Consider the following 26,933-nt stretch of genomic DNA (forward strand, 5'->3'; position numbering starts at 1 on the left):
AGCCCATTCATAAAGCATATTTGGTCAATCTAATCTGCCCTACTCCTTTTGCCCACCCTGAAAAGTGGTTTCATCCTGTTTCACCCGAACTCCAGTTTTCTTGGCCTGCTCAAGCAGCTCGGAGGCATTATCCTGCGGCTTATATCCGATTCGTTCTTCCAAGTAGCCAATGTCATAATAATTATCCGTATTGGCTGACGTACCGTATAAGTTAAGATAACTAGTAGCTCGATGTAGCACTTGCTTAATCCATAAAAACTGTCCGGTCGGTAGGGATCTTCTACATCGATGGCTTCGCCTACTTTATAAAACCCTGTGGCATGATTGGAACTGGCAAAAATAATGCGTTTCACCCCATTTTGGACCGCAGCTTCATACAGCTTATACGCTCCGCTTACATTGCCAGAAAGCACTTTGCCGAGGAAATCCTCTTCATCCTTAATCCATGCAAAATGCAATACTGTATCCACTCCACGTGTAAGCTCAGCCAGTCGTGCAGCATCTTGTATATCCATTTCCACAATCCCTGCTTCTTCATCCTTCTTCACATCAGCAGCGATGATTTCATATTTTCCTTTCGCTTTTAGCCCTTCATAGTGTACTTTCCCAATGGTACCCGCTGCACCTGTAATCAATATTTTGCGTCTCATTATCCGTTTCTCCTTACTTTATTGGGTTTCATAGTGCCATTCCCATTTTTAACCAACTCCAAAGGAGGGAAACCTCTTTAACAAAACCGCTGGCTGCCTTGTTAAGCTTTTAACGATCTGACTTGATTACTCAACCGGAGCTATGAGTTCCTGCTCCTGCGGATTAGAAATTTTACGGTCATAATCACGAATACGGAAGGTAAGTGGCTGAGGATATTGCTTATCCAAAGTATAGTAGAAGAAGCTGGTATCGTTTTTTTCCTGTGATTTATACACATGTACTTCGTTTGACCAATCATATCCTTCTGTAAGCTTGTGTTCGGCATAATTGCCATCCATAAAAATGGGATCGAGAGAAAGCGTTCGGTGTTTTTGCCCGTTATGGGAAAGCTTTAGTCCAAGCACCTGAGCTTGGCCTCCCGCAGTAAGTCCTGTTTTTACAATAGAGACAGTATCATCTGGACTGGAAATAATTTGCTTTTTATTCATATCAACAACTAGGGTCGACTTGGCTTTTTCTATCCCGCGGATTCCTGAAGCCTTGAAGCGGATCGATTGTATCTGCAGATCCTCAACACCTTCATAATTTTTGAATAGTGCCGTAATCCGGCCATCAGAACTGTTAAACATCGGCATTGAGGAAAAAAAGTATTCCTTCCCGGATTTCGATGTAATCACCAGGCTTGGTTCCACCAGCCCATGAATATCAAATGTATTCCGCTCATCATAACGATAAACGAGACTAATCCCGGTAGGAGACACCACTACCTTTTCCACATCAACCTTTTGACCAGCAATGTCCATCGTTTTATGGATGCTGAATACGCGATCGTTAGATACTAGCGATTGAGAGGCAAGCTCAAAGTTGAGGCTAAAACGGCTGCTATTTGGGGTTTTACCATGAAGAACAGCCGGATCCTTAAACGCAAAACTAACGGGATTTTTAGGGAGCTTGATATCTGTCTGCAAATTCCTGTTTCGTGTAGGGGTAAAGGTCGCGTTCAATTGCAATTTCAGCCAATCCGCTTTTTTTGCCACATAAAACTCCATGATCCCATAACTAGTGCCGGGTTCAAACTGGTGAAGTGTTCCTGACATCTTTCCCGTACGTGTTCCATGAATGGAAGTTACGTCGATCCTGGTAAAACTGGCGGAGGCTGGATTTGAACGGTCCACTAAGGAAAAATCGTTTAAATCGACGGGTTTGGTGCCTTTATTTTCAAAGCTGAAAAGCAAGGCTATTCGATCACTTCCGGCATAAAAACCGTTGATAGTGAGTTTGCAGTTCTCCTGTTCCTGAGCAATCTGTAGCGGCTGGACTGCATTGAGCTCAAAAGCGCTACGTACACCGGGCTCCTTGTCCGTCAGCATGCGGAAACCGCTGAATTCCTTAGAATCCAATGTAACCGCCTGGACATCAAAATGAGCATTCGACGGACCTGAAGGGGTTAGGGCTCCATGATGAAAGACAAATATGGCTCCGGTCACGGCTGCCGCTCCCAATGCGACTGTTCCCAGCCACCATCCTTTTTTGTTTCGTCCCTTCTCTTTTCGCTGTCCTTCAGCAATCCCCTGTGAAATTGCAAAGTCCAGGACGCAGTCGTCTATTCTTTTTTCGGCAATCTTCATTTCATGACTGGCCGTCATTAATAAACTTTCTTCTTCACGCATGGTTAAGTCCTCCCTCTTCAATCCCCATTCTGCGTCTCAACTGCTTTAATCCCTGGTACACCCAACTTTTTATCGTTCCCTCCGGCTTTCCGAGAATAAGTGCAATGTCGGGTACGGTCATATCGTGCATATATTTCAGAATCAGAACATGCCTATGTTTGGGCTTCAGTTTGGCGAGCGCATTTTGCACATCAAGCATGCTGTCGCTCACCATTTCATTCGTTTTGATATCTATGTAACCGTCCGTCAAAACGAGCCTTTTCCGCCGCCTCTGTTCATCTATACAGACATTAATGAGGATACGGGTCACCCAGAAATCGAAACTTTTTGCATCCTTTACATGCTTGCGCTTCATCCACGCTTTGCAGGTTGCCTCCTGTACCGCCTCAACCGCGTCTGCCTGATTCCGCAAATAGCTATAGGCGATACCAAACAGCCTTCTTTTTTGCGCTGATATTTTTTGAAAAAACAACTCTTCCTCCACTGCTGTACTGCCCCCATTTCCAATGTACTGCATGTTAAACCTTGAACCCGTCCCGTCACCCCATGATTTGTTCTTTAGTTACGAATAAGACGAAGCTCACGGTCAAATCGTTTTATTGGAATTTGCGAACCTTGAATTCACAAGTCAGCCGCACACCTTCTACCAGCATAAAAAAAGGGACCCTGCCGCCTGTGCAGGGTCCTGCTTCTCTTGTTACTATGTTTAAGCTTGCTGTACTACCCTCACTCTGCGATTAACCAGATAAATGCTAAAGCCGATTAATACCAGACCGACCAGCAGAAAAGCCGTAATCGATTCGTGAAGCAGCATAGAACTGACAAATACCGAAATCACCGGTACCAAAAACGTATAGGAAGCAACCTTACTTGCATCTCCCGAATTGACGAGTGTGAAATACAGCAGCCAGGATAGTGAAATTCCCAGTACAGTCCCGAATACCAGCCCTGACATATATGGAACATTCCACACGATGTCTGACCAGCTTTCCGTTACTGATCCAGCTCCCGTTAACACAATGCCTCCAAGTGTACATTGAAATGCGACCAGCCACAACGAATCCACGCGCTGGTTAACCTTTTTCACATATACGGTCCCCAACGCCCAGCTCACTGCTGTAATAATAGCGATGACTACACCTGCAATAGCCACATGTCCTGAAAACCCTCCGACACTGACAGCTGCCACGCCCAGAAATCCAATGATCAATCCAATCACTTTGAGTTTGGACATGGCTTCCCCCAGCCACATCCATGCAAAAATGCCGACCAGCACCGGCTGAAGATATACCAGCACAGAGAACAAGCCAGATGGAACATACATCAGCCCCACGGTTTGCAATCCATAAAACAGGACTACGTTAAAAATACCTGAAATAGCATACACTCGCCAATTTTCTTTCCATCGAATGCGACTCCATCTCGGTGCTAAAATCGCTCCCAATAGCAGACCACCCAACAGTGTACGTAGCCCTGCAAACAAAAGGGGCGGCGTGTATTCCAGTGCAACTTTATAGATGGGCCAAGAAATGCCCCATAATACAACCAGTAGTGCGATCATCATTATTCGCTTGGCTGTCGTTAACTCTCCCATGATGCTCTCGCTCCTCTATGAAAAAAATCACTAGGCTTTATATATTACGCCTACGAGACTACTTTATCAACAGAGGAATGCAATCATTTGCCTATGTTACAATGTATCCAATAGATAAAGCTTATAGGATAGGAGGTCTGTACTTGATTTATTTCATCAAATTTCTATACAGCTTCGTGCTTCCTCCCGGTTTGTTTATCCTCGTGATGGTAGGTCTTGTAATCTGGCTATGGAAACGGGCACGTAAACCTGCAATTGTACTGCTCGTTGTTACATTGCTGCTGTATGTTTCATCAACCAATTTGGCTGGAGATTTGTTAATCCGTAGCCTGGAAAAGCAGTACCCGCAGCCCCGTACCGTTCAAGGTGATGTTATTGTCGTACTGGGGGGCGGAGCTACAGAGGGAACTCCCGACATCAATGGACAAGGTAATCTACTGGGGTCTGCGGCCAACCGATTGCTCACTGCAGCTAGACTGCATGAAGCAACAGGTCTACCTATCCTTTTTTCCGGTGGACAAGTGTTTGGAGACAGTGGTAATGAAGCCAATATTGCGCAGAGGCAGCTGTTAGGACTTGGTATTCCAGCAAAGGACATTTTTATCGAAAACCGTTCCTTGAATACACAGCAAAATGCCGTATATACCTCGCAAATTTTAAAACAACATCAGTTCACAAAACCTATACTGGTGACCTCCGCATTCCATATGCCACGTGCTGCCCTGGAATTTCAACGTGCAGGTATGCAAGCGACAGCTTATCCAACCGACTATCTGGCAAGTGAAAAGTTGTCACTATATGCCGCCAAGCTCTCTCCTTCGGCTGGGGCCATATCTACTACCGGGACAGCCCTCAAGGAGTACTTAGGGATTTTGGCATTAAAGCTTAAATAATGTCATTACGCTGGTGTAAAACGGATACAACACAAACAAGCGTCTTGCGCTCACAGCTATAAGCCAGTAAGCGATCAAGACGCTTGATTTACCATTACATATTCTCCGGCTAAAAAATCTCCGATATTTGTTCTTCGGATATAACCTTAAAGCCTTCCCTTTTTAACAAGGCAGAGGTTACCCCGTTGCCTGCGATTTTTCGGTTTTCGAATGTGCCGTTATAGATCGCTGCTGACCCGCAGGACGGACTGTTTTCTTTTAAAACAATAAGTGACGCGTTAACCTCTCTAGCTATATGCAAAGCCTCGTGCGCACCTCTAATGTACATATCACTGACATCCTTGCCTGAAAGCTCGATCACCTTGGCTGTGCCCCTCAGCACGTCTTCTCCAGTCCCTCCAACGATCTCCGCAGGCTCTCGAGGCGTCATAAAGCCCCCCAGCAGCTCAGGACAGATCGTCATTGCCTTCTTTTCCTCTACCAACTTCTGAATATGTACATCCAAACTATCCGTCCCGTTGTATCGAACCTTCATTCCTGCCAAACATGAACTTACCAGAATCATTAGTCCCACCTCATATCCATCACTATTAAGTAATTAAAGTATAAACGAGTTTTATCATAGCGTCATCGTACAAAATGGCCTCTGACATTTTGAATTTTTTATGGATTGGAGGCAGCTCAAGAAAGATATCGCGCAATTTGTTACAAAGCAGTTTTCGGAGTACAGGCACGGATGGGCACCTGCCTACATACAATAAACAGACCGCAAGCCCGGTAAGTAACAAAGGTCGTAAGTTTGCAACTACCTCAGGAGGTGTCATCCGTGCCCGGACTATTTAGTGCTATCGCTCTGTTCATCAAGGAATTGACGCTACTCGTTTCCTACGTGAAAAACAACGCCTTTCCGCAGCCATTGACTGAGAAAGAGGAAGCTCGACACCTAAAGCTGTTTGCCGAAGGCAACGCACATTCCCGTAACACACTTATTGAACATAATCTAAGGCTGGTGGCCCATATTGTAAAAAAATTCGATAACACCGGCGAAGATTTGGAGGATCTTATATCCATCGGCACCATTGGACTGATCAAGGCTATCGAAAGCTTTCAGACCGGAAAAGGAACAAAACTGGCAACATTTGCAGCCCGTTGTATAGAAAACGAAATCCTGATGCATTTACGGTCGCTGAAAAAGACACGCAAAGACGTGTCTCTCCACGATCCTATAGGGACTGACAAGGAAGGCAACGAGATTACTTTAATTGATATCCTCGGCTCCGAGGCGGACGATATTGTAGACAAGGTACAGCTCAAAATCGAGAAGAGTAAAATCTATCGCAATCTGGATATTTTAGACGAGCGTGAAAAAGAAGTCGTGATTGGCCGATTCGGCTTGGAAGCCGGAGGAGAAGAACGAACACAGCGGGAAATTGCACGAGAACTGGGAATTTCTCGCTCGTATGTGTCACGAATTGAAAAGCGTGCGTTGATGAAGTTATACCATGAATTTTACAAGCAGAAGGGATAATGAATAAACAGATACCTACCTAGAACTCTAGACTATTTGGAGGCCCTATACAGGGCCTTTTTTCATTATATGTTAGTCTTGTATTTACATTATTCAGCACTTGCTTTCCTTTTTTCTTAAATAAGTACTAACTTTTTTCTAAATATGACAATGGAAGTGGGGAATAGACTATCGTATCTCCATCCTCATCTCGTTTTAAAATAATGGCGAACTCAGCACCGTTACTCTCATCGCCTCTTGGCAACGGGAAGATCATAGCGGGACAACGCAACTCATAACTATAAGGAAATTCTTTTCGAAAATCCTCTAAAGCATAATTCAGAACTGCATCTATTTTATCGGTAAGCACATGAAATCCACCTATTACAAAATCATTGGACTCTTGGGAAGCGGTATACTTCTCAAATAACTTGGTCTTGTATTCCTCAACAGTGCTAAAACAAACTTCCCAATCCAAAGGGAATACGCCATTTGCCAAATAATAAGTGTATATTTTCATATTCTATACGTTCTCCTTCTCGCACCTAAAATAGTTATTTATATTGTTTCTCTCAATCTTTTTCGATATAAATTAGCCTAGCCTTTGGAATGAGCTTGTTAAGAACCCGAAAATAGCACCCTTTTCTTATTTCCTCCTATATCGTTTGAATTTTTAATTAGTAGGTTCTTATTCCGTCCATTGCTAGTATAGTTCATGAAATAACCAGTTGCTATTATAATGGTTGGCACCTAAATATGATTTTTTAATTAAGGAATACATTCATTGAGAGTTTCATATAGATCATATACAACAACATATTTAGCAAATTAGAAATAATAGCCAAGGGAGGCAGTTCAACATGGCAAAATTCAGTCAAAATCCAGACAGTTATTCGTTTTCTATGGAACCTGTCTTTATACCTGAAGATAATGTTTCAACGAATGGAGATAGCAAAAATACTTTTCCGAAAAATGTTTTGATCGATAATAATCTCTATTGGGAGAGCAGCTTAAGTGGTAAAGGTGGAGAAATCATCTTCAAATTAGATACAGGAAAAACGATCAATGATATCCTCTTAGCCCAGCCACCTTCTCGCGCTTTTATACTTTCGTTTTCGTTTCATGGCTCGAGTGACGGAGAAAACTGGTATAGGTTAGGACAAGTCGAGGCTGTACCAAGCACTGCAAAAATAACCTATCAGTTTAGTAATGAGATTCCTTTTTCATATTATAAAATAACTGTACTATCCTCTGGATTGAATAATACAACCACCTATTATGGTTTACGATATGTTCAACTAAGAACCGCACTCATTAATGGCGTTCCTGCCTACAGAGCATCTAGTCTAAACCCCGCTATTGCGGAATAAGTAAGTACACACAAAAAAGGGGCTGGCCAACGCCGCCCCTTGATTCATTCTATTTCATTTGAAGCATGTTATAAATCATCTCTGCCGCTTCCGCACGTGTGACCTCCTGCTTAGCACGGAAGCTACCATCTGGATATCCTTGTACTAAATTAATTTCGGTTAGACCAAGTACATCCTTTCTGGCCCACTCTACAATTTGAGAGGAATCCGAGTATGCACTGCTTTCTTGCTGTGGTGTAGCTTTGATAATGTTATTCACCATTTTAGCCGCCTGCTCACGGTTAATGACCCGATCCGGGCCAAATTCTCTATTACTAAACCCTCGAGCGACCTGATCTTTAATCGCCGTTTTGAGCAGATCCACGTACCACGCCGATGGATTGATATCCTCGAAGCCTAAAGTCACATCCGTTTCGAGCGGTAATTTCAACGAACGGACCAGCATAGAGGTGAACTCCATACGCGTTACAGGTCTGTTCGGCTCAAATAGCGTGGGGGTTGTTCCCTTTACTACACCCAAATTGGCAAGCACATTTATTTTTTCTTTATTAAATATCCGATCAATGTCACTAAAATGATTTGGCTTCTTCTCAACGGTTGAATCTTGAATGTGCTCTGTTACTATCGGTTCCTTTATAACAGGCTGAATCGGTTTTACACTCTCCGCTCCTCCTGCTCCGCCACCTGCGTCCACAGTATTACCCGTTGTTTTTCCATTCGCTTGTTTTGCCTCTGTACGTTTTCCTTGACTATTTTCTGCCCAAAGTCGAACGGTATACAATTGCTTCTCTCTCAGCTGTCTCCAGCTAAAAGCTCGATCCTTACCACGATATAATTCAGTTCCATTTTCACTAGCAAGAACAAAAATATCATTTTTATGTTCTGACTCCCAATGGACGATAAATTCACTATTCGTTGTTTCTGTCTTGGAAATCACAAATGCTTGAGACGGTAGCGTCTCGACCTCACCTTCTGCCCGCTTACCTTCACCGCTTGTGTTCACTGGCTTCACAGTAATACGATACAATGTGGAGCTATCTAATCCGTCTATTTTAAACTCTTGAGTAGTCGTATGAGCGATAAGCATCTCGTCTTTGTAGACATTATAAGCATCTGCACCTAGAGCTTCTTGCCACGTAATAAGCAGATCGGTATCCGTCACGCTTTTCACAACCAATCTATGATTTGCTATATGACCTGGCAATGTACGATACGTAAATGGAGCTATGTCGCCTTCTCCCGTAGTATTCATGGCCTGTATACCAAACGAGTAAATTATACCAGGCTGAAAATCTGAAAGTATGATATGAGCTTTTCTAGTGTCAAAAACTTTCCCTGTATCTTTGCGGATCACAGTATATTGGGTAGCACTCTTGATTACATCCCAGGTCAGCGAAATCTGTCCATTCCCAAGTTCCGTAACTTTGATATTCTGTACTTGAGGCGGAAGTGTCAGCAGTTCACCTGACGTTGGTGGACTGTAACCACTGCTGTTCCCACTGCTCAATTGAAAATCGTAGTTTTTCCCCCCTATTAAACCAGATACAACTATCCGTGGTTCCGTACTATAATAATTTTGACCGTTGATTGTTACCTTATAGTGAGTTGCCCCATCAGCTGGGGTCCATATCAATGTGGCATCATGCTCGCAAACATCTACAGCAGCAAGTTGTATAGGTGAATTAGGTAGTGTTAATACGTTGATAGATGTATCCCGACCCGTACCACTTCGATTGTAAGCTCGAATTTTAATATTGGCAGATCTGCCTGCTGGCAAGCCCTCAAAAGTATATGAACGGATACCACGCGGAATTTGCACCTTTGGTTCATCATTGACATTCAAGATGTATCCTTCAGCCCCCGGCACATCTTGCCACGCTACACCGACAGAATATACATCCTTGGTTACACTTGAAAGTGTAGTTATCTGAGCTGGTAATGTCATAACGCCGAGATGAGCATAATCTCCAAATCCTGTTGTATTTTCGGCAGATATACGATAGTTATACTCCGTTCCCGCCTGAAGCTCAGTATCGGTGAATTCTGTATATACATCGTTATAAACCGAGACCTCGTCTCGCTCTAGGATGTAGTAGGTGGCAGTGATTACAGAATTCCACTTCAAGTCGATTCCATCTTCTCTTACAGTTACATTCCGGAATCCGTTCGGGCTGTCTGGTAGGCTTAGAAAAGATACATGCTTTGCTGTACCCTCTCCAGTGTCATTCATAGCTGATACAGAAACATCGTAATATTTACCAGGCTTCATTCCCGTAATTGGATTATACACATCCTGTGTAACCGTATCCTTAAATATGATTTCTCCCGTACTTACGTCTGCTGCTGTAATATTATATCTGTCAGCTGATGAAACTGGCGTAAAGTCAGCCATGATTTCTGTAGAATGACGAGAGACAGGTCGTAACTGGACATGATCAGGGGCATCAGGTAGGGTTAATACACGGACTCGATTAGAATATGCATTGCCTCCTACATGATTACTGCAACGCAGTTCATACTCATATTCCCGGCCTCCTTGCAGCCCTGTATCTGTAAAAGAATTTGTCGGATGGCTAACATCCCAAACCTCATTTGTTGTTAGATTCCGGACTGTATAAACATAACCATCGTCTAGACCGGAGGGAAGAGTCCATTGCAAATCAACCTCTGTGTTGCGTACAGCTATCGCCGAGAGTACAACCGACTGCGGTTGCTTTTGAATGCGAAGTGCACTGCTGACCGTTTCATACATGTTTCCTGCCTGGTCTTTCACCTTCGCATGGACATACCATTCACCTTCATTTGAAAGATCCAGCTCGACTATTGATTCGGCTGCAGCCTCCCAGTTTTCGGGTGAATCGGGGCTGTTCGTAATTTTATACTGCATTGTCGATGGTTCAATCCCCGAGTGCTGGTCGGCGTATCGTATCCTCACGTCAATATGGGTATCTTTCCATTCACGCGAGTTGGGTGTCAGTTGGATGCTCGGCCGTTCCAAATCGATATAAGTTTTTGCAGTCACCGGAACGCTTCGATTTCCAGCTGCATCTACAGCTTGAGCAGTTACTTCTACAATCCCCGAACTATTTAATATCCCCGATGAACCAGGCACATAAGCGCCAGAACCCAATTGATATTCATAATGTACGGCTGTAGTATCCGTTGCACCCGAGAGCGTAAATTGTACTGGTTTATTGATATATCGGGTAGGATTCGTCACCTCAGAAAACGTAACTTTCGGAAGGGTTGGTTTGGTACGATCAATCATGATTGATTGAGTCACAATGGGACTAGACACCTCAAGATTATTGATCGTCCGCGCTGATAGTTCATAACTCCCTTCTGCATCTAATGTAAAAGTGCCATTGTATGTCAGCCACTCCCCTGTTGGACTCAAACGATACTGCGTTATCTTAATTCCATTTGTAGAGTCACTTCCTGACTCAATGGAAATATTCACATCACGGTTCGTTGGGCCCGTTTCGCTAGCCCGTATAACTGGAGCCGTCGGCCCCTTTTTATCAATCGTGACTTCCTTGCTTACCTCTCGGCTCACATTACCGACGCTATCGATGGAACGAGCATAAATCGTGCTTTTGCCATCCTGGTTCACATGAAACACTCCACCGTATTCCCGCCAATCCTGATTTACAACGCCAGTCAACCGAAATTGAGTATGGGCTAGTCCAGAATAATCGTCTGCACCCGGTTGTAATGAAATGGTATATTCATTACTGTTTCCTATTGCGTCTATGATGGGGGGAGTGGGTGGCATTCTGTCTATTCGGACATTCGCGGAGGAAAGACCGCTATACTGATTATTCACGTCCACTGTTCGGGCATAAATTGTATTTACACCATGATCATAGACAGTCAAGGGCCCGGTATATTGCTGAAATGCTCCTCCGTTCAGGCTATATTCATAGTATTTTAATCCTTCAGGAGCCACATCTCCATTGATCCACACGGTTACAGCCTCTCTAGTCCACCCTGTAACAGCTTGTCCCTCTGTGTCTGCGTGAATCTGGGGCGGTTTAGGCATGAGGTCCGATTTGGGAATAATACGGATTCCAAACCTGGATATTTCATTACTTGTCTGTTGGTTAGTTCCCATCGCTCTGAAATAGCGAACATCCCTTAATGTAATTGAGTCGGTGATATCTATCCATTTTCCCTGGTAATCGCTATCGGCATAGAATTTCGTTACATTAGTCCATGTATATAAATTCGTACCATTAGGTCTCCAACTGTCGCCTGCAGCGGCATTAGACGTATATATATCGGTATGATAAGCCCCCTCAATGTAAACAAAAATCTTGTAATCCGAAGCCTTAATAGATCTTCCAATATCAATAAAACGATTTGTCGGCTGTGTAGCCCCATCACATTTATACCTCGCCGAACCCGTGCCAGTGTATACTTCTGTTGCTCCTATCCCATTTCCTGACCAAGAACCCCAACTATCGCCCCCACCCGGCAAATTGTTTTGGCAAAAAGGGCCCCCAATGATCTCCTGAGCAGCAGCGGATACCCTTTCCGGAAATATGGGAATCATCGTTAATAGTAGGACTACAGCCAAAAATCCATACACCCACTTCCTATACTTCCTTACCTTTCGCTTATTTTTTCGACACATACACTTCTCCTTACTTTATTTTATTTTCAAAGAGTTTTACAAACTCGCTTCGAGTAAAATAGAAAAAGCACCTCAAACGAAGGCGTTAATGCCTAGGTTTGAGGTGCTTCCTCTATATCACGAGTATGTTTTGAAGCTATTATACTTCGTTCCAAGCAGGATGTAAACAGAACAGCAAAATGAGCTGTGATAAATTCTCGAATTTCTCATCTCAGTGATCGCTTTGAAGTTTTAATCAACCCGAACACCCAAGTTTCGAAAAAATCCACGCATATTCTGCATGTAAGCATCCTGAGCAGGAGAAGATTCCTTAAGAAGATTTTGCATACTATTCATAAACGCGGAAGCTGAGGATGTGTCCGCTTTGTCAAACCGATTCGTTAACTGTGGTTTATTTAACAGTTCTTCAGTCTGTCCTGTACGTTCCTTGTATTTATGAATCCAATCGGGGTTTTTAGGAACCTTTTGCGCAAAACTTAGCAGCTGGCTTAATCCATTTCCTCCACCCTTAATGTCATTCATGTACGTAGTATATTTCTGAGGATCAACCTGTTTCATCACTTCCGACAGATTGACATAGTCCTCAGGAGCACCTATCGGACGATCTGCTGGAGTCGTGTAGCTAATATCTCCGGTCTCTGAATCTATGGTTCGTGTCATGGCAATCCCAGCTATCTGATTCATGGTTTCCATAAATTCCTTGGCTTTATCGCCTTCCATGTAATGATCTGCAATATACTTGGATTGGGAAACTCCCATTTCCAGCAACACCGCTCGCTGCTTATCATCCGTTACTGTTCCGTCGACGATAAAATTGGATTGAATCATGTTGTACACTGCATTGGACACTTCTTCCGGCTGATCCTCCAAAACCCGGTTTAATGCATCATTGATCTGTGTTGTGCCAAAATACTTGGCAGCATGTGACACAATATCCCCTTCAGCCAGCTTTCTACCGGCTTCACTGATCTCCACGGTGTCCTGAACGACGAACCTGGAGATTTTTTCTTCATGGAGCTGGGGGGACGGAACTTGCTTGCTTGCCGGGTCTATCCGTAGGCTACCAGAGCTAAGAACCGCTTGTTGTGCTCTAAGAGGTTCAAAATTCATCCTATTTCCTCCTGTCATGTTTGTAACAGGCAATCTAAGGCGTATGTATAATTGTAATGTAACCCTGTTGCTATATATATCGGACAAAGCATATATGGAATGAATATATGCTTTGTCCTAAAAATGAACAATTTTTGAAGCAAGCTCCTGACTCTGAATGTGAATTGTTAAACAAACAAGCTGACGCTGTCACTTCTTAATAGAACAGTACATCAACCGCCATAAATGCTATAAGCAAAGTGATACACAATATCTGTAGCTGTAAGTGAAGTACCTGACACCTGAGCAGCTACACCTGAAAGATCATAGTAATGTGTAAAACTTATGGGTCCCGACAAGTATTCCGCAATACTTCCCGTAGAATGCGGCAAGGAAAGGGTCACACTAAAGGCTCCATTTTGATCCGTATAACCAGTGCCTGTACGAGTTCGATTCCCGCTGCTTTCAGTCCAGTTCTGGTTCAACCATGTCACATTAACTGGCGCATTTACTACGGGGTAATTATCCGTTGTAGTAACGACACCCTTTACAGTCAGGTTGGTGTTTCCATTAACCCGATAATGACGACCGTAAGAGTAGGATGGATAATCATTCGGACCGTTTTTTGAGTCGTAACCGTTAATTACAATTTTACCAGCACGAAGTACTGGTTTAAGTGTCAGTGCATATAAGTGATCAGCTGAAAACTGATTTGTGGTGTACACTCGCACATAGTAGGTTCCCGTATTCAAGGTAACATTATGATTGGTTTGCGGCAGAAGCACCATTTGGTTGCCACTAAGAGCCCCGTAAACTTCCGCTTTGTAACCGTAGCTTTCTGAAGTGCTGTCCAGTTTGACATTCAAACCATCATAATTGCGATTCGCAGGAATTGTGATTTGATACCAATCGTTGTCAATTCCTGAATGAATAGAGCGTGAATTAAGGGTAGCTCCCCCTGTACTAAATGTAAAGTTGTAGGCATGAAAAGCACTCTCATCTGGTTCATAGGCATCATATTGAGAGCTTACATCCACAGTTAAATAGAAAGGGTCATTTATGCTCGATCCCTTTTTGGAATGGACTGCAATCGCATAAGCTTTTTCAGATTTGGTAGCATTGCGGCTTCCTACATTTTCAGGAAGTGATGCAGACCCATGTTCATACTTGTTAAAATAGGTCCCGTAGGTGGAGGCATCAATAGCATTGGGGTTGATATCCCCTGTCGTCATATCAAATTCGTACAAGTATAAGTCATAGTCAAGCTGTTCTGAAAATGGACCATCCAACTGTGCATGCAACAATTCACCTGGCTTCACATAAATCGGATATAAAAACTGTGTACCGCCCTCTTCCGTAATCGTACCGGAGTACGTAGCAGAGGAAGCTGTAGCTACCGTTGGACTTGCTTTCAGGGAAGGAAGGGTCTCCCTTTTCAAAGAGAATGTCTCTGGTGCTTTGAAATTGATATTTTCCTGCATGTTATACACTGAGGATGTAATACCTTCAGGCTTGTCCACCCGGGTTAGATGCTCAATAACATCTTCATTATTCGTTGTTAGCTGAAAACTGGAATCAGCTTCAACAGCTTGTTTTTCCTTGTTTATCTCCGTGCCTTGACTTGCGTTTGCAATCATCCCAAAAGCAAACAGTAGCGTCAAGCTTAGCATAACTGAAATAGCCTTTCTGAACCTCTTCATACTGAAATCCCCTCTCAAATGGTTTAAGGAATTCCCGCTATCCCCGGATAAACCAGGGCGATTTCTAGGCTGTATGGCTCTATCATAAATCATCTTTGATTCTATTGGAATATATTATGCAAAAGATTTTCTATTTGTAATCTGTGAAAATAAGACCATTTTCTTATCCTTGGTAAATAAACACGGCTGAATACTGACTTGTGCTTTCCTAGCTTCACATTTAATGTATCATTATTACGGCTAGCGGGTACTGTGACTTGATATCAGGCCCTTCTTGGCATGAACTACAAGTACGTTAGCCTTTTCAGCTCCGGTCGGGCTGCGAGCTCGTTCACTGTCACCTCGAAAGATAACAGGTTCATTGAGTTTACTTTAACTGGAACCATGTTTTAAACCTTTTCATACTGAATCTCCTCTCAAATTTATTAGAAGAAATTCATCATTTCTTAAATATGTACTGGAAAATCTAAGATGCCTAGCTTTACCATAAAGTAATACTGGTTAATATAGAAAATATTATTCTAAGGTTTTATTTTGGTATCCCTTGTATCCAGTTGGTGCTTTGACCTGCGGGTTCCCTCAAACTATCATGAACATAGGCTACGTGTCGATCGCTCGTAAGTATGGTCAAATAATCTCCCGCCAGTAAGAGCATCTCTCCATCAGGAATTTTTTCATCCGATCCACGCTTAACAGAAACAATGAGACAGTGAACAGGCCACTGAAAATCCTTGATCTGTGTACCGTCCAAACGAGATCCCTGAAGAATAGGTAGTTCAAATATAACTTTGCTTGATGATTGCTCCGCTTCATCCCTTTCCTTTCTTTGATACAAAAAGCGCTCCAGCAGAACTTCATACACCGGATGAGAGCGGAACAACTCGGCCGTCATGTAGGCAACGAGGCAGACAACACCTGTAGATAGTAGATTAGTGAAGTTGCCTGTCATTTCGGTAATCAATATGATTCCAGTAATAGGAGCCTTCAAGCTCGCTGTAAGGTAGCCTGCCATCGCCAAAATCAAAAAACTACTTTCGCTAAGTGCAGACATCCCCCATAATCCATTTATGAACTTGCTATACATCACACCAATTAAGGCTCCAATCACGAGCATAGGTAAAAAGATTCCACCAGGAGCAGAAGAACCGTAACTGAGCATCGTGAATAAAAACTTAAATATTAAGATAACAAGAAGAAATTTCAACGAAAAAGAATCTGCTATCAAATCGTTCACCAGGCTATTTCCGCCCCCAAGCAGTAATGGCAAGGTTAGTCCCAGCACTCCAGCCATTACAAAAGGGAGAATGGGTCTATGAGAAGCAGGCAGCCAGGTCATTTTTTGATAGAAGTCTTGAAAGGCATATATAAACTTATTAAACACAACTCCCATAATACCCACAATAATACCTAAAACAAGCAAATGAATGTACTGATTCAGTGGAACAGGTCCGACATTCATAAAGTGAAAAATGGGGCCCATTCCAAAAAATTCTTTGGATACAAAATCAGCCACCAGTGATGAAGCGAGTGACGCAATCAGGATAAGAGGCGAGAAATTCAAATGTATTTCTTCCAACGCAAAAATGACCCCTGCAATGGGTGCATTAAAGGCCGCTGCCAGTCCAGCGCTTGCTCCGCAGGTGATCAGAATATTTTCTTCTGTTTTCGATTTACTCATCAAACGACTAAACCCCTGGGCAGTTAGAGCCCCGATTTGAATAGAAGGACCTTCTCTACCTAAGGACAAACCGGAACCAATACTAATAGCACCTCCCACAAATTTAGCCGTAACAGCCTTCCACCAATTCATATGGAGCTTGTTTTGTAAAACCGCCTTTACTTGGGGAATCCCACTACCAGAAATAGCAGGCTGTTTTTTGACGAGCATTCCCGTTACCCATCCGGATATCACTAATATCACGAACCATAACGGAATAATCCATATATGGCGCAATTGATAGTGATAAAATCCAAGAACACAATCCAGAGCTTCTTCCAACACAAATCGGAACAACACAACCACGCTACCAGATAACAAGCCAACCATTACGCCGCCTATCAAGAGTCGGAATTTAAAATTAAACCAGATCGCCAGTGTTTTATGTGTATCATTTCTATCCATTCACAAAACCTACTTCACTTCAATTTTAGGAATGGCTAATATGATAATTCATTGTCACGTATCTCTGCAATAAATTATATCACAGTCTGAATATTTGCCAGCACTTCCTATAGTGTTCATAGATCGAGCTTATCCTCGTCCATACGCCCCATCCGTACAGTATTTTCTCCGTGCTCTTTTCATCTTTTGGCTTCAATGGACATAAAGTAGATGCTATCGTATAGGTCAACTTTGGGGGTGAAAATAGAATCCTATATCAATTAAATACGAAATAACAGTTGAAGCAGTAAAGACGGAAACTCCTGAGGTACGAGCGGTCCACGAAACCTACATCAAGGCAGTTAGCACTCAAAAAGAAGCACTCATTACGATGGTCGATGCGTTGGAAAAAGGGGATCTGAACTTAATTAATGAGGGTAACACCAAGCTAAGCGAGGGTAAAAAGCTATTCAGAGATTTTGGTGAACAGGTTAACACACTTGCCAAAGAGCACGACGTGAAGATTAATAAGAAATAAATTTTAAAGCTCCCGTCTAGGGAGCTTTTTCTATATCCTAAGAATACTCGATACAAATTACCGCTTTCTTTAATTCTCGATCATAAAATAAGTAAACCGTATCGGCTCCAAACGCTTGAAAATAATACCCGGTGAAAGAACCGATATATGTAAATGTCTCACCATTGGCGCGTTTAGGCACATGAAGCAAGTTAGTTTGCTCAAACTTGAGCATCTCTTCCAAGGATTCGTCATATTCCTTGATGTAGCTTTGAGCCTCATCAGACTGAAATGCGATATCATCCAGAATACCGTTGACTTCGGGAAAGCTTAGCCCCCAACCGCTGGATTGCTTTTCCTCAAAATCGTGGGTGAGCTCTTCCACAGACTTTTTGGCCTCTCCAAAGGAGGAATAAGGATAGATTTTATTATTTTCTAAGAAAAATGCTTTGCGAGCTTCGTAGTCTTGTTCATTAGCTATGTACACCTGTTCCAGTCCGCCCAACGCCATGACTTCTCTCTTCATGCGTAGGTACGCTTTATCTCCGGTAGATTTCAGCGCCTCATAGGTGTCTTCCAATTGCTCTTTCTGATGAAGACTAAAATAATTCCAGTCTGCTTCGAATTTGTATTTGCCGTCAATTACATCGAATCCCAGCATATCTTCCTTGGTATATAAGGTATGAAATTGCTGAGTATTTTCACCCACACAGCCTTCGTGGATTTCTTTTACGGAAACAAAATGAAGCCACTCGTCCTGCTCTGGAAATAAAAATTGGAGATTAATCGAGCAGATTGGCAGAAAGTGCTTGCGGTGATGTTCAAGATCGCTGGCAAATACGTCCTCGTAGGCTGGAAAATGTTTGATAAATCTCTCAGGTATGTTCATGGTACTCCCCCTATATTGTATGGTTTTCCGGCAGTCTTCTGATCTGAAATGTTCCTTCATTGGAAATCACGCTATAGAGTTCATCAAATCCTTCTTCGTAACTTGGGACCTCTAGTTTACTCATTACACTTTTAATACCAATTTCAGGAATATACTCTTTGCCTGTGCGCTGCTCATTACGCTTAATAGATTCAGCATAATCGGGTTCAAAGTAGTAGCCAATGATTTTAAACCCCTTATTTTTACAAGCATCTATATATTTCTTTCGTTCTTCAACTGTTGGATTGGTATTGTCCACTACAAAACGCTGCATCGTTTCGATGGAGGCCTGAAGGTATATATTTTCCCTATTTCGTGTTTTCAGCATATCCAGATTTATTCGCATATGTGTTTTGAAGAATCGTTCTTTATAAAAAGTCGACTTGCCCGAAGCCTGAATTCCTATAAAAATGACACACTCCAAACCTCACACATCCTTGTCCAAGTATACATACTGGTTAATATAATCTCTATTTTGTGAAAAGATTGGCGTCTCATGATCAACATCCCACTTACTTCTGATAGCTTCTCCTTTGCTATACTGTTGTTTGGTAATACAGATTCCCCGCTTTTGCCAGACGGGAAGGTCGTTCCAGTTCAGTCCTTTTTCCACAAAAGGCTTGTCTTGGAGCTGACTTCCGTTCAATCCTTGTAGTTCTGAATGCTTGAAATGAGCTCGAGCTACCATAGAAATGCTGTTATTAGTAGCATCTTGTTGTCTCCATAGAAAGTAGTTGGCAACCTCATCATGGGGTAAAACCCATGCTCTTGCATCAAAAGTAGCTAGAGGTTGATCCGGATAAACTTTCCGGATTTCTTCATTAAATTTGGCAGTAGCCAGAGAGGCAGATATAGACACCATCTTTTGAAGATTATTTTCAAACCAAGATTGTGTCGTTAATTTGTCATAATTCGTAAGAAGCAGGGAAATTTCATCACTCTGATGGTACACCAATTTACAGCCCATAATATTATAGGCCAAATATTTGCACGTCTCCCACAATGCAAAGATTAGCTTCTCATCAAAGTTTCATAAACTATGTAACTCCTTCACTTTTCATAGCATCTATTTCCCTAATGTTAGGATGTAAATTCCAGATTTCCTTTTATTTCACAGTAATATTGTCCTCAAATACAAAAACAGAGATGGCTATATCTTCTTCCACTTTAATATCTGAAAAGAGATGCAGTAAGCGGGAATCCATATAATCCTCCAGTTCTTTATTGAACTGTACAGGATAGATTTTTTGTACCATTTTGGTTCGAGCTGCATGCACCATCTCTCTTCCTGCATCCTCTTGCGCAAGAAACTTCTCCGATGGAGTTAAATTACCGTATAGCATTGTGATGGCCATATTATCTACAAAGGTTGTATGTATGCGTTCCGGGCCTTTTCCAAATAGCTCTTTACGTACTTTGCGAATAATTTCGTTAAAACCCGTTTCCTTTCTCATATCGCACCGCTCTCCTAAATCTACTAAAATCCTTACTATTTCCATCATAACCGATTCCTATCATATAAAACAGTGATGAAGCGAAAGTGATTCTTGGAACATACTTGCCATAGGACTTCATAGAAAAGAAAATACAGCCCGTCCAATCGGACAGACTGCGTATACTACTAAATACAAACAGATTAATCCTTCACCAATCGATTCGATAGCATCAACATCATAAAAGAGAATAATATGATAACGGCCACCCAGCTCCAGGAGAGTGTCATATTTCCGACCTCGGACGCGGTGTAAATCGCTGTAGGCAGAGTTTGAGTTTGCTCCGGAATATTGCCCGCAAGCATCAGCGTAGCACCAAATTCCCCTAACCCTCGGGCAAATCCGAGAATGTACCCTGAAATAAGCGGTCGGTAAGCAAGGGGCATCGTAATATGACGAAACACTTGCCATTCGTTGGCACCTTGCGCGCGTGCAGCCTGCACTATCTCGGGATCTACAGCTTCAAAGCCTGCCTTGATCGTCCGGTAAGCCAGTGGAAAAGCAACAACTACGGCCGCCACCACGGCGGCTCCCCACGTAAATACAATCGTCTGCTGGAACAGGCTTTCAAATGCAGTGCCGATCCAGCTTTTCCTTCCCAGCAAGATGAGTAAAATAAAGCCGACAACAGTGGGTGGCAAAACGAGCGGAAGAAGTAGGATGGTCTCAATCACGCTGATTCCTCTTCGCAGCTTGCAGTTCGCCATCATTCGGGCTACCACAGTAGCTAGTAAAAAGACAATGATGCTGGCAACAACAGCGACTTTGACAGATACGATAACCGGAGGAAGAAAAGCCGACCAATCCAACGGAATCCCCCTCCTTTATCTGTGAATTCTATTTCTTTTCTGTTGGAGCAGAAAATCCATCTTTACTGAATACGCTCATGGCTTCATCTGTACGCAGAAAATCGACAAACTCGCCTGCTTCCTTGCTGTGTTTGGTTGCTTTTACAATACCTTCCGGATACAGAATAGGTGTATGCAATTCCTCAGGTACTTCTAGTGCTACGACTGTTTTATCGGATGATTTGGCATCCGTCAAATAAACGAGTCCAGCATCGGCATTGCCTGTTTCAACATAGTTTAATACTTGTCTTACGTCTTTGGCGAACACCATCTTCGGTTCCAGCTTGTCCCATAATCCGGCCTTTGTCAGCGACTCTTTGGAATATTGTCCGGCAGGAACGGTAGTAGGCTCCCCAACCGCAAGCTTCATAAAAGAAGGACTTGTCAGATCATTGAGTGTCATGCTCTTGTTATCTGTACTCTTCGCCTTATCTTGTGGAACAACCACAACCAGTTTATTTTGGAGCAGTACGCTATCTTTTTCTACCAAAGAAGCATCGGTTAAAGCCTTCATTTGTTTCATACCTGCCGATATAAATACGTCAGCGGGTGCACCCTGCTCAATTTGTTTTTGTAAAGTACCGGATGAAGCATAGTTAAAGGTAAGCTTGATATCTGGATGCTGCTGTTCATACTGCGCCTTGAGCGTATTCAGACTATCTTGAAGACTCGCAGCGGCAGATACGATCAACTCTGTTTTGGGCGCAGATGCTGTCGACTGTACAGCAGCTTGAGATGAGCATCCAGCCAGCACCCATGCCAACAATCCAACGAATGTGAATATGTACCCGAATCTCTTTTTCAACTTTTTCTTCCCCTATCCTCTAAATTCCGTAATGAGGTGACAGTGTGCATCTCATTAAGTTCTGAATCTATTGGGTCAACCCAAATATTTGTGATAAATAGATCTCGCCTCGGCAATATCCTTGGTGCCATGGATCAAAACACGTCCATCCTGAAAAAGAACCAACCGATGCACTCCAATGACAACGGACACTAGATATGGATTATGCTCCACTTTGCCTCCCTGACGGGATAGCAGACGGGCCGCTTCGTTCAGATTGCGTGCAGCGCCCATGACCGGTCGGATCTGAACCGTATCACGTCCGCACAGTACAGCCGTTTTAGCCTGGTGCTCTGATTGTAAAAATGGATATACTGGATGCTCCCCACACGTCGGGCAATCCGCTTTTTTCATAGCGCTGATTTGAATCGCCTGATGTTGATTATTCCATAGATCAAAGGAAATCAGCTTGCCCTGCAAGGCTGGATTGTCTCCAGTCAGCAGCTTTAATGCTTCGGCGCTCTGGTAAGCCGCTACCATCTGTACAGCTGGGCTGATCACCCCGACCGTATCACAGGTCGCACCGCCGAGCGGTACAGTTCCCAGCAGACAATGCAGACAGGGTGTCTGTCCTGGAACAATCGTAAAGGTTGTTCCGTAACTGCCTACACACGCTCCGTAAATCCAAGGGATTTGGTGCTTGACGGCGTAATCGTTCAACAGCAGACGTGTATCGAAATTATCTGTGGCATCTACAATAAGGTCCACCCCTGCCGCAATATCGCCGATTTCCTCCAGCGATACATCTTGGACGAGCGCACGGATGTCCACGTCCGAGTTGATTTGCTGCAATCGCCTCTGGGCGGCCACTGCCTTGGGTATCTGTTCACGGGCATCCGCTTCGTCATAGAGCTGCTGGCGTTGCAGGTTGCTCCAATCTACATAATCCCGGTCTACCAACGTCAGCCGTCCGATACCCGCTCGCACCAGCATGTCCGCGTTGGCCGTCCCCAGTGCTCCAGCACCTACCATTAACACATGCTTGCTGCGGATATTTTTTTGTCCTGCCGGCCCGATTTTTCCAAATAGCTCTTGCCTTGAGTATCGGGCGTGTGAGGCCTGCGTGTGTGCTTCTGCATCCGCATCCGTTTTTGGGTCCTTTTTCATTTCAGACATGTCAGACATGTAATTTACGCCCCCATACTTCTTATCCTTTAATTGCTGCAAGCTGATCAGACAAGATAAAAGTCCAGATGTCCCCACCTAACTCGAAAGTTATGGGGTGTTATGAGGATTCCAGCCACCTAGCTGGTGTCCCTTCCACTCTGAGCCATCTTCCCACACTTCCTTTTTCCAAATCGGTACGATTTGCTTCAAGCGTTCAATGGCATGGCGACTGGCCTCGTAGCAAGCATCACGGTGCGCAGCAGAAACAGCAATCACGACACTGGTCTCTCCAATCCTTACCGTACCAAGCCGATGTGTAATAGCAGTGCGCGTTGACGGCCATCGATCAGCAATTTCGTCGCCAATCTGCTTCATCGTGTTCATGGCCATTGGCACATACGCTTCATATTCAAGCAGCACCGTTCGCTGACCTTGTGTAAATTCCCGGGTCGTACCATTAAAGGTCAGTGATGCCCCATGCGAGGGGTCGTGTACCTTGGAGGTTACCTCATCGGCATCAATCGGGTCGTAGGTAATAGCGTATAAGCCGCATTTTGAAACGACCGTCTTCATTCCGGGTGCTGACTGATGAAGAGCAATTTCATCTGATGGAAGCACAAGTTCATCAGGAGAAGCAAGTCTTTTATGATGGGTAAAAAAAGAACCGGGCAGTTGTGAAGTTATCTCCGGGTACAGCTCATTCAGCCTTGTTCGAATGTCTGCAATGGTCACCGTTTCCTGTGAAAGCTCCACGGTGAGCACGTCACTAAATTGCTCCGCCATACCTGCGGGTAATTGAATATGGTATTGCATTATGTCTCTGACCCCCTTTAATACACGCTATCTATCGATTCACCTATCCTGTTACTGGAGCTTATCCTCCTGAAACTGGAGGAATAATCGCAATTTCATCATGTATACTAACCAGATCCTCAGGAGCAGCGTAGGCTTGATTTCTGGCAACAAAAGCCCCCTGCAACTGAGCGGCTGCTTCAGGGAAATACTGGGACAGCAAGTCTTTTAATGCGTTGACAGTCATCGTTTCCTGATCAGCAGGCACCGTAATCATAGGACTTCCCATCAGTTCTGCAAGTCCGGCAAATACTTGAATATGATAGTTCATTAAGTAGGTTCCCCCCTTTCAGGCACAAGGACTTACCATCGCATATACACCAAGAAAAACCAACATGAACTAATACCTCGAAAGGTTTTATTCCATGCTGGTTAACGATGATGGTCTACATTGATCATTTTTTTATATTATATTTTAGATTCAACCAGTTCATCAATCCGCTCCGTGTGCGTATATACGTTCAGAGAACGACTTCGTATAAAGCCGATGGTAGTAATCCCCAGATCCTCTGCCAATTCAAGTGCAAGCTCTGTAGGAGCTGACTTGGACAAAACAACCTCGCAACCAATCTTTGCAACCTTCAACAAAATTTCAGACGAGATGCGCCCACTGAATACGATAATTTTATCTTGTAATATAATATCATGCTTTAGGCAGTACCCATAGATTTTATCCAGCGCATTGTGTCGACCAATATCCATTCTGGACAAGATTATTCCGTCTTTGTCACACAGCGCTGCATTGTGAACGCCACCGGTCTCCTGAAACGTATGCGCCGAGGTTTGCATCAAATTCATCAGCCGGAAACAGTCGCCAAAAGACACCGTAACATGGGTATCACTCATTCTTTTTGCCACTTTGGCATCATTTATAAAGTAAAATCCCTGTCTACTTTTTCCGCAACAGGAGGTAATATATCGCTTGGAATGAAAGTTTTGATAAAACTCATTCATCCGACGGGTTTTAATATGAACATAACCTTCTTTTTCCTGAACCCAAATATCTTCGATATCATCATACCGTTGAATGACGCCTTCAGAGGCCAAAAAGCCCACTACCATATCCTCTACATACTCTGGTGTACAAACCATGGTGGCAAATTCCTGCTGATTGATTTTAATGGTTACTGGATACTCCGTCACCACTGTGTCTTCAAAACGCTTGATCTGACCGTCCCGATAACGTAGAATCTCGCGTTTTACCTCAGCCGGCTTTTCCATGTGCTCAACTCCCTTGTTTCTGACAGGCTGGCTCTTCGGTTCACCCGCCAATATGTGACATTTCAATTTTGGACGATGCTTGCTTTGTATGAGTTAACCGTTCCTCTGAATAGCGGTCGGTACGTCCTCTCCAAACATGCTCAATGTAAGACCTAATCTCATCATCGGTCTGCTCGGAACGCAGCATCGTGCGAAGCTTGTACCCTTTAGACGCAAACAGGCAAGTGTACAAGGAGCCCTCCGCAGAAATTCTCGCCCGTGTACATGTAGAGCAGAAAGCGTCCGTAACGGATGAAATAATACCGATTTCCCCGTCTCTGTCTAGATATCTATAGCGCGTCGCTACCTCACCTTTGTACTGGGGTGAAACAGGTTCTAACGGCATGTGCTTGTGGATGGTTTCGATGATTTGCTGCTTGGACACAACCTGATCCAATTTCCAGCCATTGGTGTTCCCTACATCCATAAACTCAACAAAACGCAAAATATGCTTTTTCTTTTGAAAATAGTCGGCCATGGGCACGATATCCTGATCGTTAAAGCCCTTTTGCACGACCATATTTATTTTCACCTGCATGCCTACTTGAGCAGCAGCCTCAATACCTTCCAGCACCGCCTTTACGCTGCTTCTCCCCCCGTTCATTCGGCGGAATCGATCATCATTAAGCGAATCCAGACTAACCGTTACTCTTTTCAGCCCCGCCTCTCGCAGTGACGCTGCATACTTAGGCAAAAATACACCGTTCGTCGTCATGGCAATATCTTCAACCCCATCGAGTTGAGTTAACGAATGAATGAGCGAGGACAAATCTTTTCTCAGTAACGGCTCACCCCCAGTAATACGCAGCTTTGTAACACCCAGCGAGACAAAGATACGAGAGAGGCGGGTAATTTCCGCAAAGGTCAATATTTTTTCTTTTGGCAAAAACGGATAGTCATGGCCAAATATTTCTTCAGGCATACAATATCTGCACCGAAAATTACATCGGTCTATGACGGATATTCTCAAGTCCCGTAACGGACGATTCCATTGATCGTCGCTGCGGTTCGCCATCCCGTTCACCTCAATCCGTCTTCATTAATAAACCTCTTCAAACTCTAGACTGAACCAAAAAACCGGCATCACAACAACTTCTTCGCTTATGAATACCGAAGAATCTGCTAAATGCCGGTTAATTTATCTACATCAGGATTTTACGAATCCTCACATCATGTGATATAGAAAAATCAAACTAACAAGCGCTGCGCCAAATAAAATATACGCGATTCCCACGCACACTCCATTCACGAATGCTCTACATTCCTATTGTTAGCAATCCTGGAACGTTTGTCAATGATTTTTCGCTTTCTCAATCGATAATCATTATCAGTTAAAATTTTTAATAAAGCACCGTTGAACTATCTTAAATTTTACGCTATAGTTACACCAGATGACATGCAGAAAATGACATATCTGATCTATTGATATACAGACAGTGCGTACTGTTTGGTATTAATACATATTTCTATGGCGGATTGGCCTCCAGGACCTAGAGCTTGGTCACTACTCCACCATAAACACAAGTGCTTAAACACGAGCACTTGTGTTTATGGTGGAGTTTTTTTATTCCCAATTTTAAAATTCAAAATCTGAAAGGAGCCTGAACCGTGACAGATAATACAATCAAAATTACATTAAACGGACAGGAACTGAGAACCAAAAGCAGTGCAACCATTCTTGAAGTGATCAACGAAAACAATATTGCCCATCCCCAACTGTGTTACGTTCCCGAAGTGGATCCGATCCGCACCTGTGACACATGTATCGTGGAAGTTGACGGAAAGCTTGTGCGCTCCTGTTCAACCCTTGCTACAGATGGAATGGACATTCATTTGCATTCGGATCGCGCAAAAGCGGCCCAAACCGAGGCTA

The 26,933-nt window shown here is 43.4% G+C and carries 24 protein-coding genes and 2 pseudogenes; 5 read left to right on the plus strand and 21 right to left on the minus strand.

Features of this window, described 5'->3' with window-relative positions:
* Positions 1 to 39 precede the first annotated feature (39 nt).
* The 4 genes and pseudogenes from AC5V8P_RS01280 to AC5V8P_RS01295 all read right to left on the minus strand — a co-directional run bounded on the left by AC5V8P_RS01280 (position 40) and on the right by AC5V8P_RS01295 (position 3,915).
* Positions 40 to 650: pseudogene (locus AC5V8P_RS01280) on the minus strand (NAD-dependent epimerase/dehydratase family protein).
* 126 nt (positions 651 to 776) lie between these two features.
* On the minus strand, positions 777 to 2,321 hold the full coding sequence (locus tag AC5V8P_RS01285; protein WP_064795993.1) for a hypothetical protein: 1,545 nt from the start codon (positions 2,319 to 2,321) through the stop codon (positions 777 to 779).
* Positions 2,314 to 2,838 (minus strand): sigma-70 family RNA polymerase sigma factor, encoded by a 525-nt coding sequence (locus AC5V8P_RS01290; RefSeq protein ID WP_064795992.1) that lies wholly within the window; start codon positions 2,836 to 2,838, stop codon positions 2,314 to 2,316. Before AC5V8P_RS01290 ends, AC5V8P_RS01285 begins: the two co-directional genes overlap by 8 nt.
* Before the next feature lie 189 nt (positions 2,839 to 3,027).
* Positions 3,028 to 3,915 carry a DMT family transporter gene (locus AC5V8P_RS01295; RefSeq protein WP_063210029.1) on the minus strand — a complete coding sequence of 296 codons (888 nt, stop codon included), beginning with the start codon at positions 3,913 to 3,915 and terminating at the stop codon, positions 3,028 to 3,030.
* A gap of 143 nt (positions 3,916 to 4,058) precedes the next feature.
* On the opposite strand from AC5V8P_RS01295, the gene AC5V8P_RS01300 reads away from it, so the two are divergent.
* Positions 4,059 to 4,808, plus strand: coding sequence for a YdcF family protein (locus AC5V8P_RS01300; RefSeq protein WP_064795991.1), 750 nt, complete (start codon positions 4,059 to 4,061; stop codon positions 4,806 to 4,808).
* A 109-nt stretch (positions 4,809 to 4,917) separates the two neighbouring features.
* On the opposite strand, the gene AC5V8P_RS01305 is transcribed toward AC5V8P_RS01300, so the two are convergent.
* A complete protein-coding gene (locus AC5V8P_RS01305) occupies positions 4,918 to 5,373 on the minus strand; it encodes a 2-thiouracil desulfurase family protein (protein WP_064795990.1) in 456 nt (151 codons plus the stop codon).
* 261 nt (positions 5,374 to 5,634) lie between these two features.
* Here AC5V8P_RS01305 and sigK point away from each other — a divergent pair, with 261 nt between their 5' ends.
* The gene (sigK, locus tag AC5V8P_RS01310) at positions 5,635 to 6,336 is read left to right on the plus strand and encodes an RNA polymerase sporulation sigma factor SigK (RefSeq protein WP_013372224.1); all 702 of its coding nucleotides are present in this window, start codon (positions 5,635 to 5,637) and stop codon (positions 6,334 to 6,336) included.
* A 127-nt stretch (positions 6,337 to 6,463) separates the two neighbouring features.
* Here sigK and AC5V8P_RS01315 read toward each other — a convergent pair whose 3' ends face one another.
* Positions 6,464 to 6,835, minus strand: a complete 372-nt coding sequence (locus tag AC5V8P_RS01315) for a hypothetical protein (RefSeq protein ID WP_064795989.1) — start codon at positions 6,833 to 6,835, stop codon at positions 6,464 to 6,466.
* 340 nt (positions 6,836 to 7,175) lie between these two features.
* Between AC5V8P_RS01315 and AC5V8P_RS01320 the strand changes: the two genes are divergently transcribed.
* Positions 7,176 to 7,685 (plus strand): discoidin domain-containing protein, encoded by a 510-nt coding sequence (locus tag AC5V8P_RS01320; protein WP_064795988.1) that lies wholly within the window; start codon positions 7,176 to 7,178, stop codon positions 7,683 to 7,685.
* 49 nt (positions 7,686 to 7,734) lie between these two features.
* On the opposite strand, the gene AC5V8P_RS01325 is transcribed toward AC5V8P_RS01320, so the two are convergent.
* From AC5V8P_RS01325 to AC5V8P_RS01340, 4 genes are all read right to left on the minus strand, one after another.
* Positions 7,735 to 12,321: an OmpL47-type beta-barrel domain-containing protein gene (locus tag AC5V8P_RS01325; RefSeq protein ID WP_064795987.1), complete on the minus strand. Its 4,587-nt coding sequence runs from the start codon at positions 12,319 to 12,321 to the stop codon at positions 7,735 to 7,737.
* A 231-nt stretch (positions 12,322 to 12,552) separates the two neighbouring features.
* Positions 12,553 to 13,431 (minus strand): hypothetical protein, encoded by an 879-nt coding sequence (locus AC5V8P_RS01330; RefSeq protein ID WP_064795986.1) that lies wholly within the window; start codon positions 13,429 to 13,431, stop codon positions 12,553 to 12,555.
* Positions 13,432 to 13,643: 212 nt separating this feature from the next.
* A complete protein-coding gene (locus tag AC5V8P_RS01335) occupies positions 13,644 to 15,110 on the minus strand; it encodes an Ig-like domain-containing protein (protein WP_064795985.1) in 1,467 nt (488 codons plus the stop codon).
* Between the two features lie 529 nt (positions 15,111 to 15,639).
* Complete coding sequence (locus tag AC5V8P_RS01340) at positions 15,640 to 17,232, minus strand: ClC family H(+)/Cl(-) exchange transporter (RefSeq protein ID WP_064795984.1); 1,593 nt, start codon at positions 17,230 to 17,232, stop codon at positions 15,640 to 15,642.
* A 370-nt stretch (positions 17,233 to 17,602) separates the two neighbouring features.
* On the opposite strand from AC5V8P_RS01340, the gene AC5V8P_RS01345 reads away from it, so the two are divergent.
* Positions 17,603 to 17,749 (plus strand): hypothetical protein, encoded by a 147-nt coding sequence (locus tag AC5V8P_RS01345; protein WP_231116773.1) that lies wholly within the window; start codon positions 17,603 to 17,605, stop codon positions 17,747 to 17,749.
* A gap of 37 nt (positions 17,750 to 17,786) precedes the next feature.
* Here the strand turns inward: AC5V8P_RS01345 and AC5V8P_RS01350 are convergent, their stop codons facing one another.
* The 11 genes and pseudogenes from AC5V8P_RS01350 to moaA all read right to left on the minus strand — a co-directional run bounded on the left by AC5V8P_RS01350 (position 17,787) and on the right by moaA (position 26,075).
* A complete protein-coding gene (locus AC5V8P_RS01350; protein ID WP_064795983.1) occupies positions 17,787 to 18,617 on the minus strand; it encodes a hypothetical protein in 831 nt (276 codons plus the stop codon).
* A 10-nt stretch (positions 18,618 to 18,627) separates the two neighbouring features.
* The gene (locus AC5V8P_RS01355; protein WP_063210020.1) at positions 18,628 to 19,080 is read right to left on the minus strand and encodes an AAA family ATPase; all 453 of its coding nucleotides are present in this window, start codon (positions 19,078 to 19,080) and stop codon (positions 18,628 to 18,630) included.
* Between the two features lie 3 nt (positions 19,081 to 19,083).
* Positions 19,084 to 19,683, minus strand: a pseudogene (locus AC5V8P_RS01360) (tRNA(His) guanylyltransferase Thg1 family protein); the annotation flags it as partial.
* 79 nt (positions 19,684 to 19,762) lie between these two features.
* A complete protein-coding gene (locus tag AC5V8P_RS01365) occupies positions 19,763 to 20,110 on the minus strand; it encodes a Na-translocating system protein MpsC family protein (RefSeq protein ID WP_063210018.1) in 348 nt (115 codons plus the stop codon).
* A 182-nt stretch (positions 20,111 to 20,292) separates the two neighbouring features.
* A complete protein-coding gene (gene modB, locus AC5V8P_RS01370) occupies positions 20,293 to 20,958 on the minus strand; it encodes a molybdate ABC transporter permease subunit (protein ID WP_081276743.1) in 666 nt (221 codons plus the stop codon).
* 28 nt (positions 20,959 to 20,986) lie between these two features.
* The gene (gene modA, locus AC5V8P_RS01375) at positions 20,987 to 21,802 is read right to left on the minus strand and encodes a molybdate ABC transporter substrate-binding protein (protein ID WP_063210016.1); all 816 of its coding nucleotides are present in this window, start codon (positions 21,800 to 21,802) and stop codon (positions 20,987 to 20,989) included.
* A 75-nt stretch (positions 21,803 to 21,877) separates the two neighbouring features.
* Positions 21,878 to 22,957 (minus strand): thiazole biosynthesis adenylyltransferase ThiF, encoded by a 1,080-nt coding sequence (locus AC5V8P_RS01380; protein WP_196771825.1) that lies wholly within the window; start codon positions 22,955 to 22,957, stop codon positions 21,878 to 21,880.
* A 99-nt stretch (positions 22,958 to 23,056) separates the two neighbouring features.
* Positions 23,057 to 23,761 (minus strand): molybdenum cofactor biosynthesis protein MoaE, encoded by a 705-nt coding sequence (locus AC5V8P_RS01385; protein WP_064795982.1) that lies wholly within the window; start codon positions 23,759 to 23,761, stop codon positions 23,057 to 23,059.
* A 61-nt stretch (positions 23,762 to 23,822) separates the two neighbouring features.
* On the minus strand, positions 23,823 to 24,071 hold the full coding sequence (locus tag AC5V8P_RS01390; RefSeq protein WP_063210014.1) for a MoaD/ThiS family protein: 249 nt from the start codon (positions 24,069 to 24,071) through the stop codon (positions 23,823 to 23,825).
* 137 nt (positions 24,072 to 24,208) lie between these two features.
* Complete coding sequence (fdhD, locus tag AC5V8P_RS01395; protein WP_064795981.1) at positions 24,209 to 25,021, minus strand: formate dehydrogenase accessory sulfurtransferase FdhD; 813 nt, start codon at positions 25,019 to 25,021, stop codon at positions 24,209 to 24,211.
* A gap of 40 nt (positions 25,022 to 25,061) precedes the next feature.
* Positions 25,062 to 26,075, minus strand: coding sequence for a GTP 3',8-cyclase MoaA (moaA, locus tag AC5V8P_RS01400; protein ID WP_064795980.1), 1,014 nt, complete (start codon positions 26,073 to 26,075; stop codon positions 25,062 to 25,064).
* Positions 26,076 to 26,668: 593 nt separating this feature from the next.
* On the opposite strand from moaA, the gene AC5V8P_RS01405 reads away from it, so the two are divergent.
* Positions 26,669 to 26,933 (plus strand): 2Fe-2S iron-sulfur cluster-binding protein (locus tag AC5V8P_RS01405; RefSeq protein WP_495473544.1); only part of this gene is annotated, 265 nt, incomplete at its 3' end.

It is taken from the genome of Paenibacillus sp. N119s, from assembly GCF_059447605.1.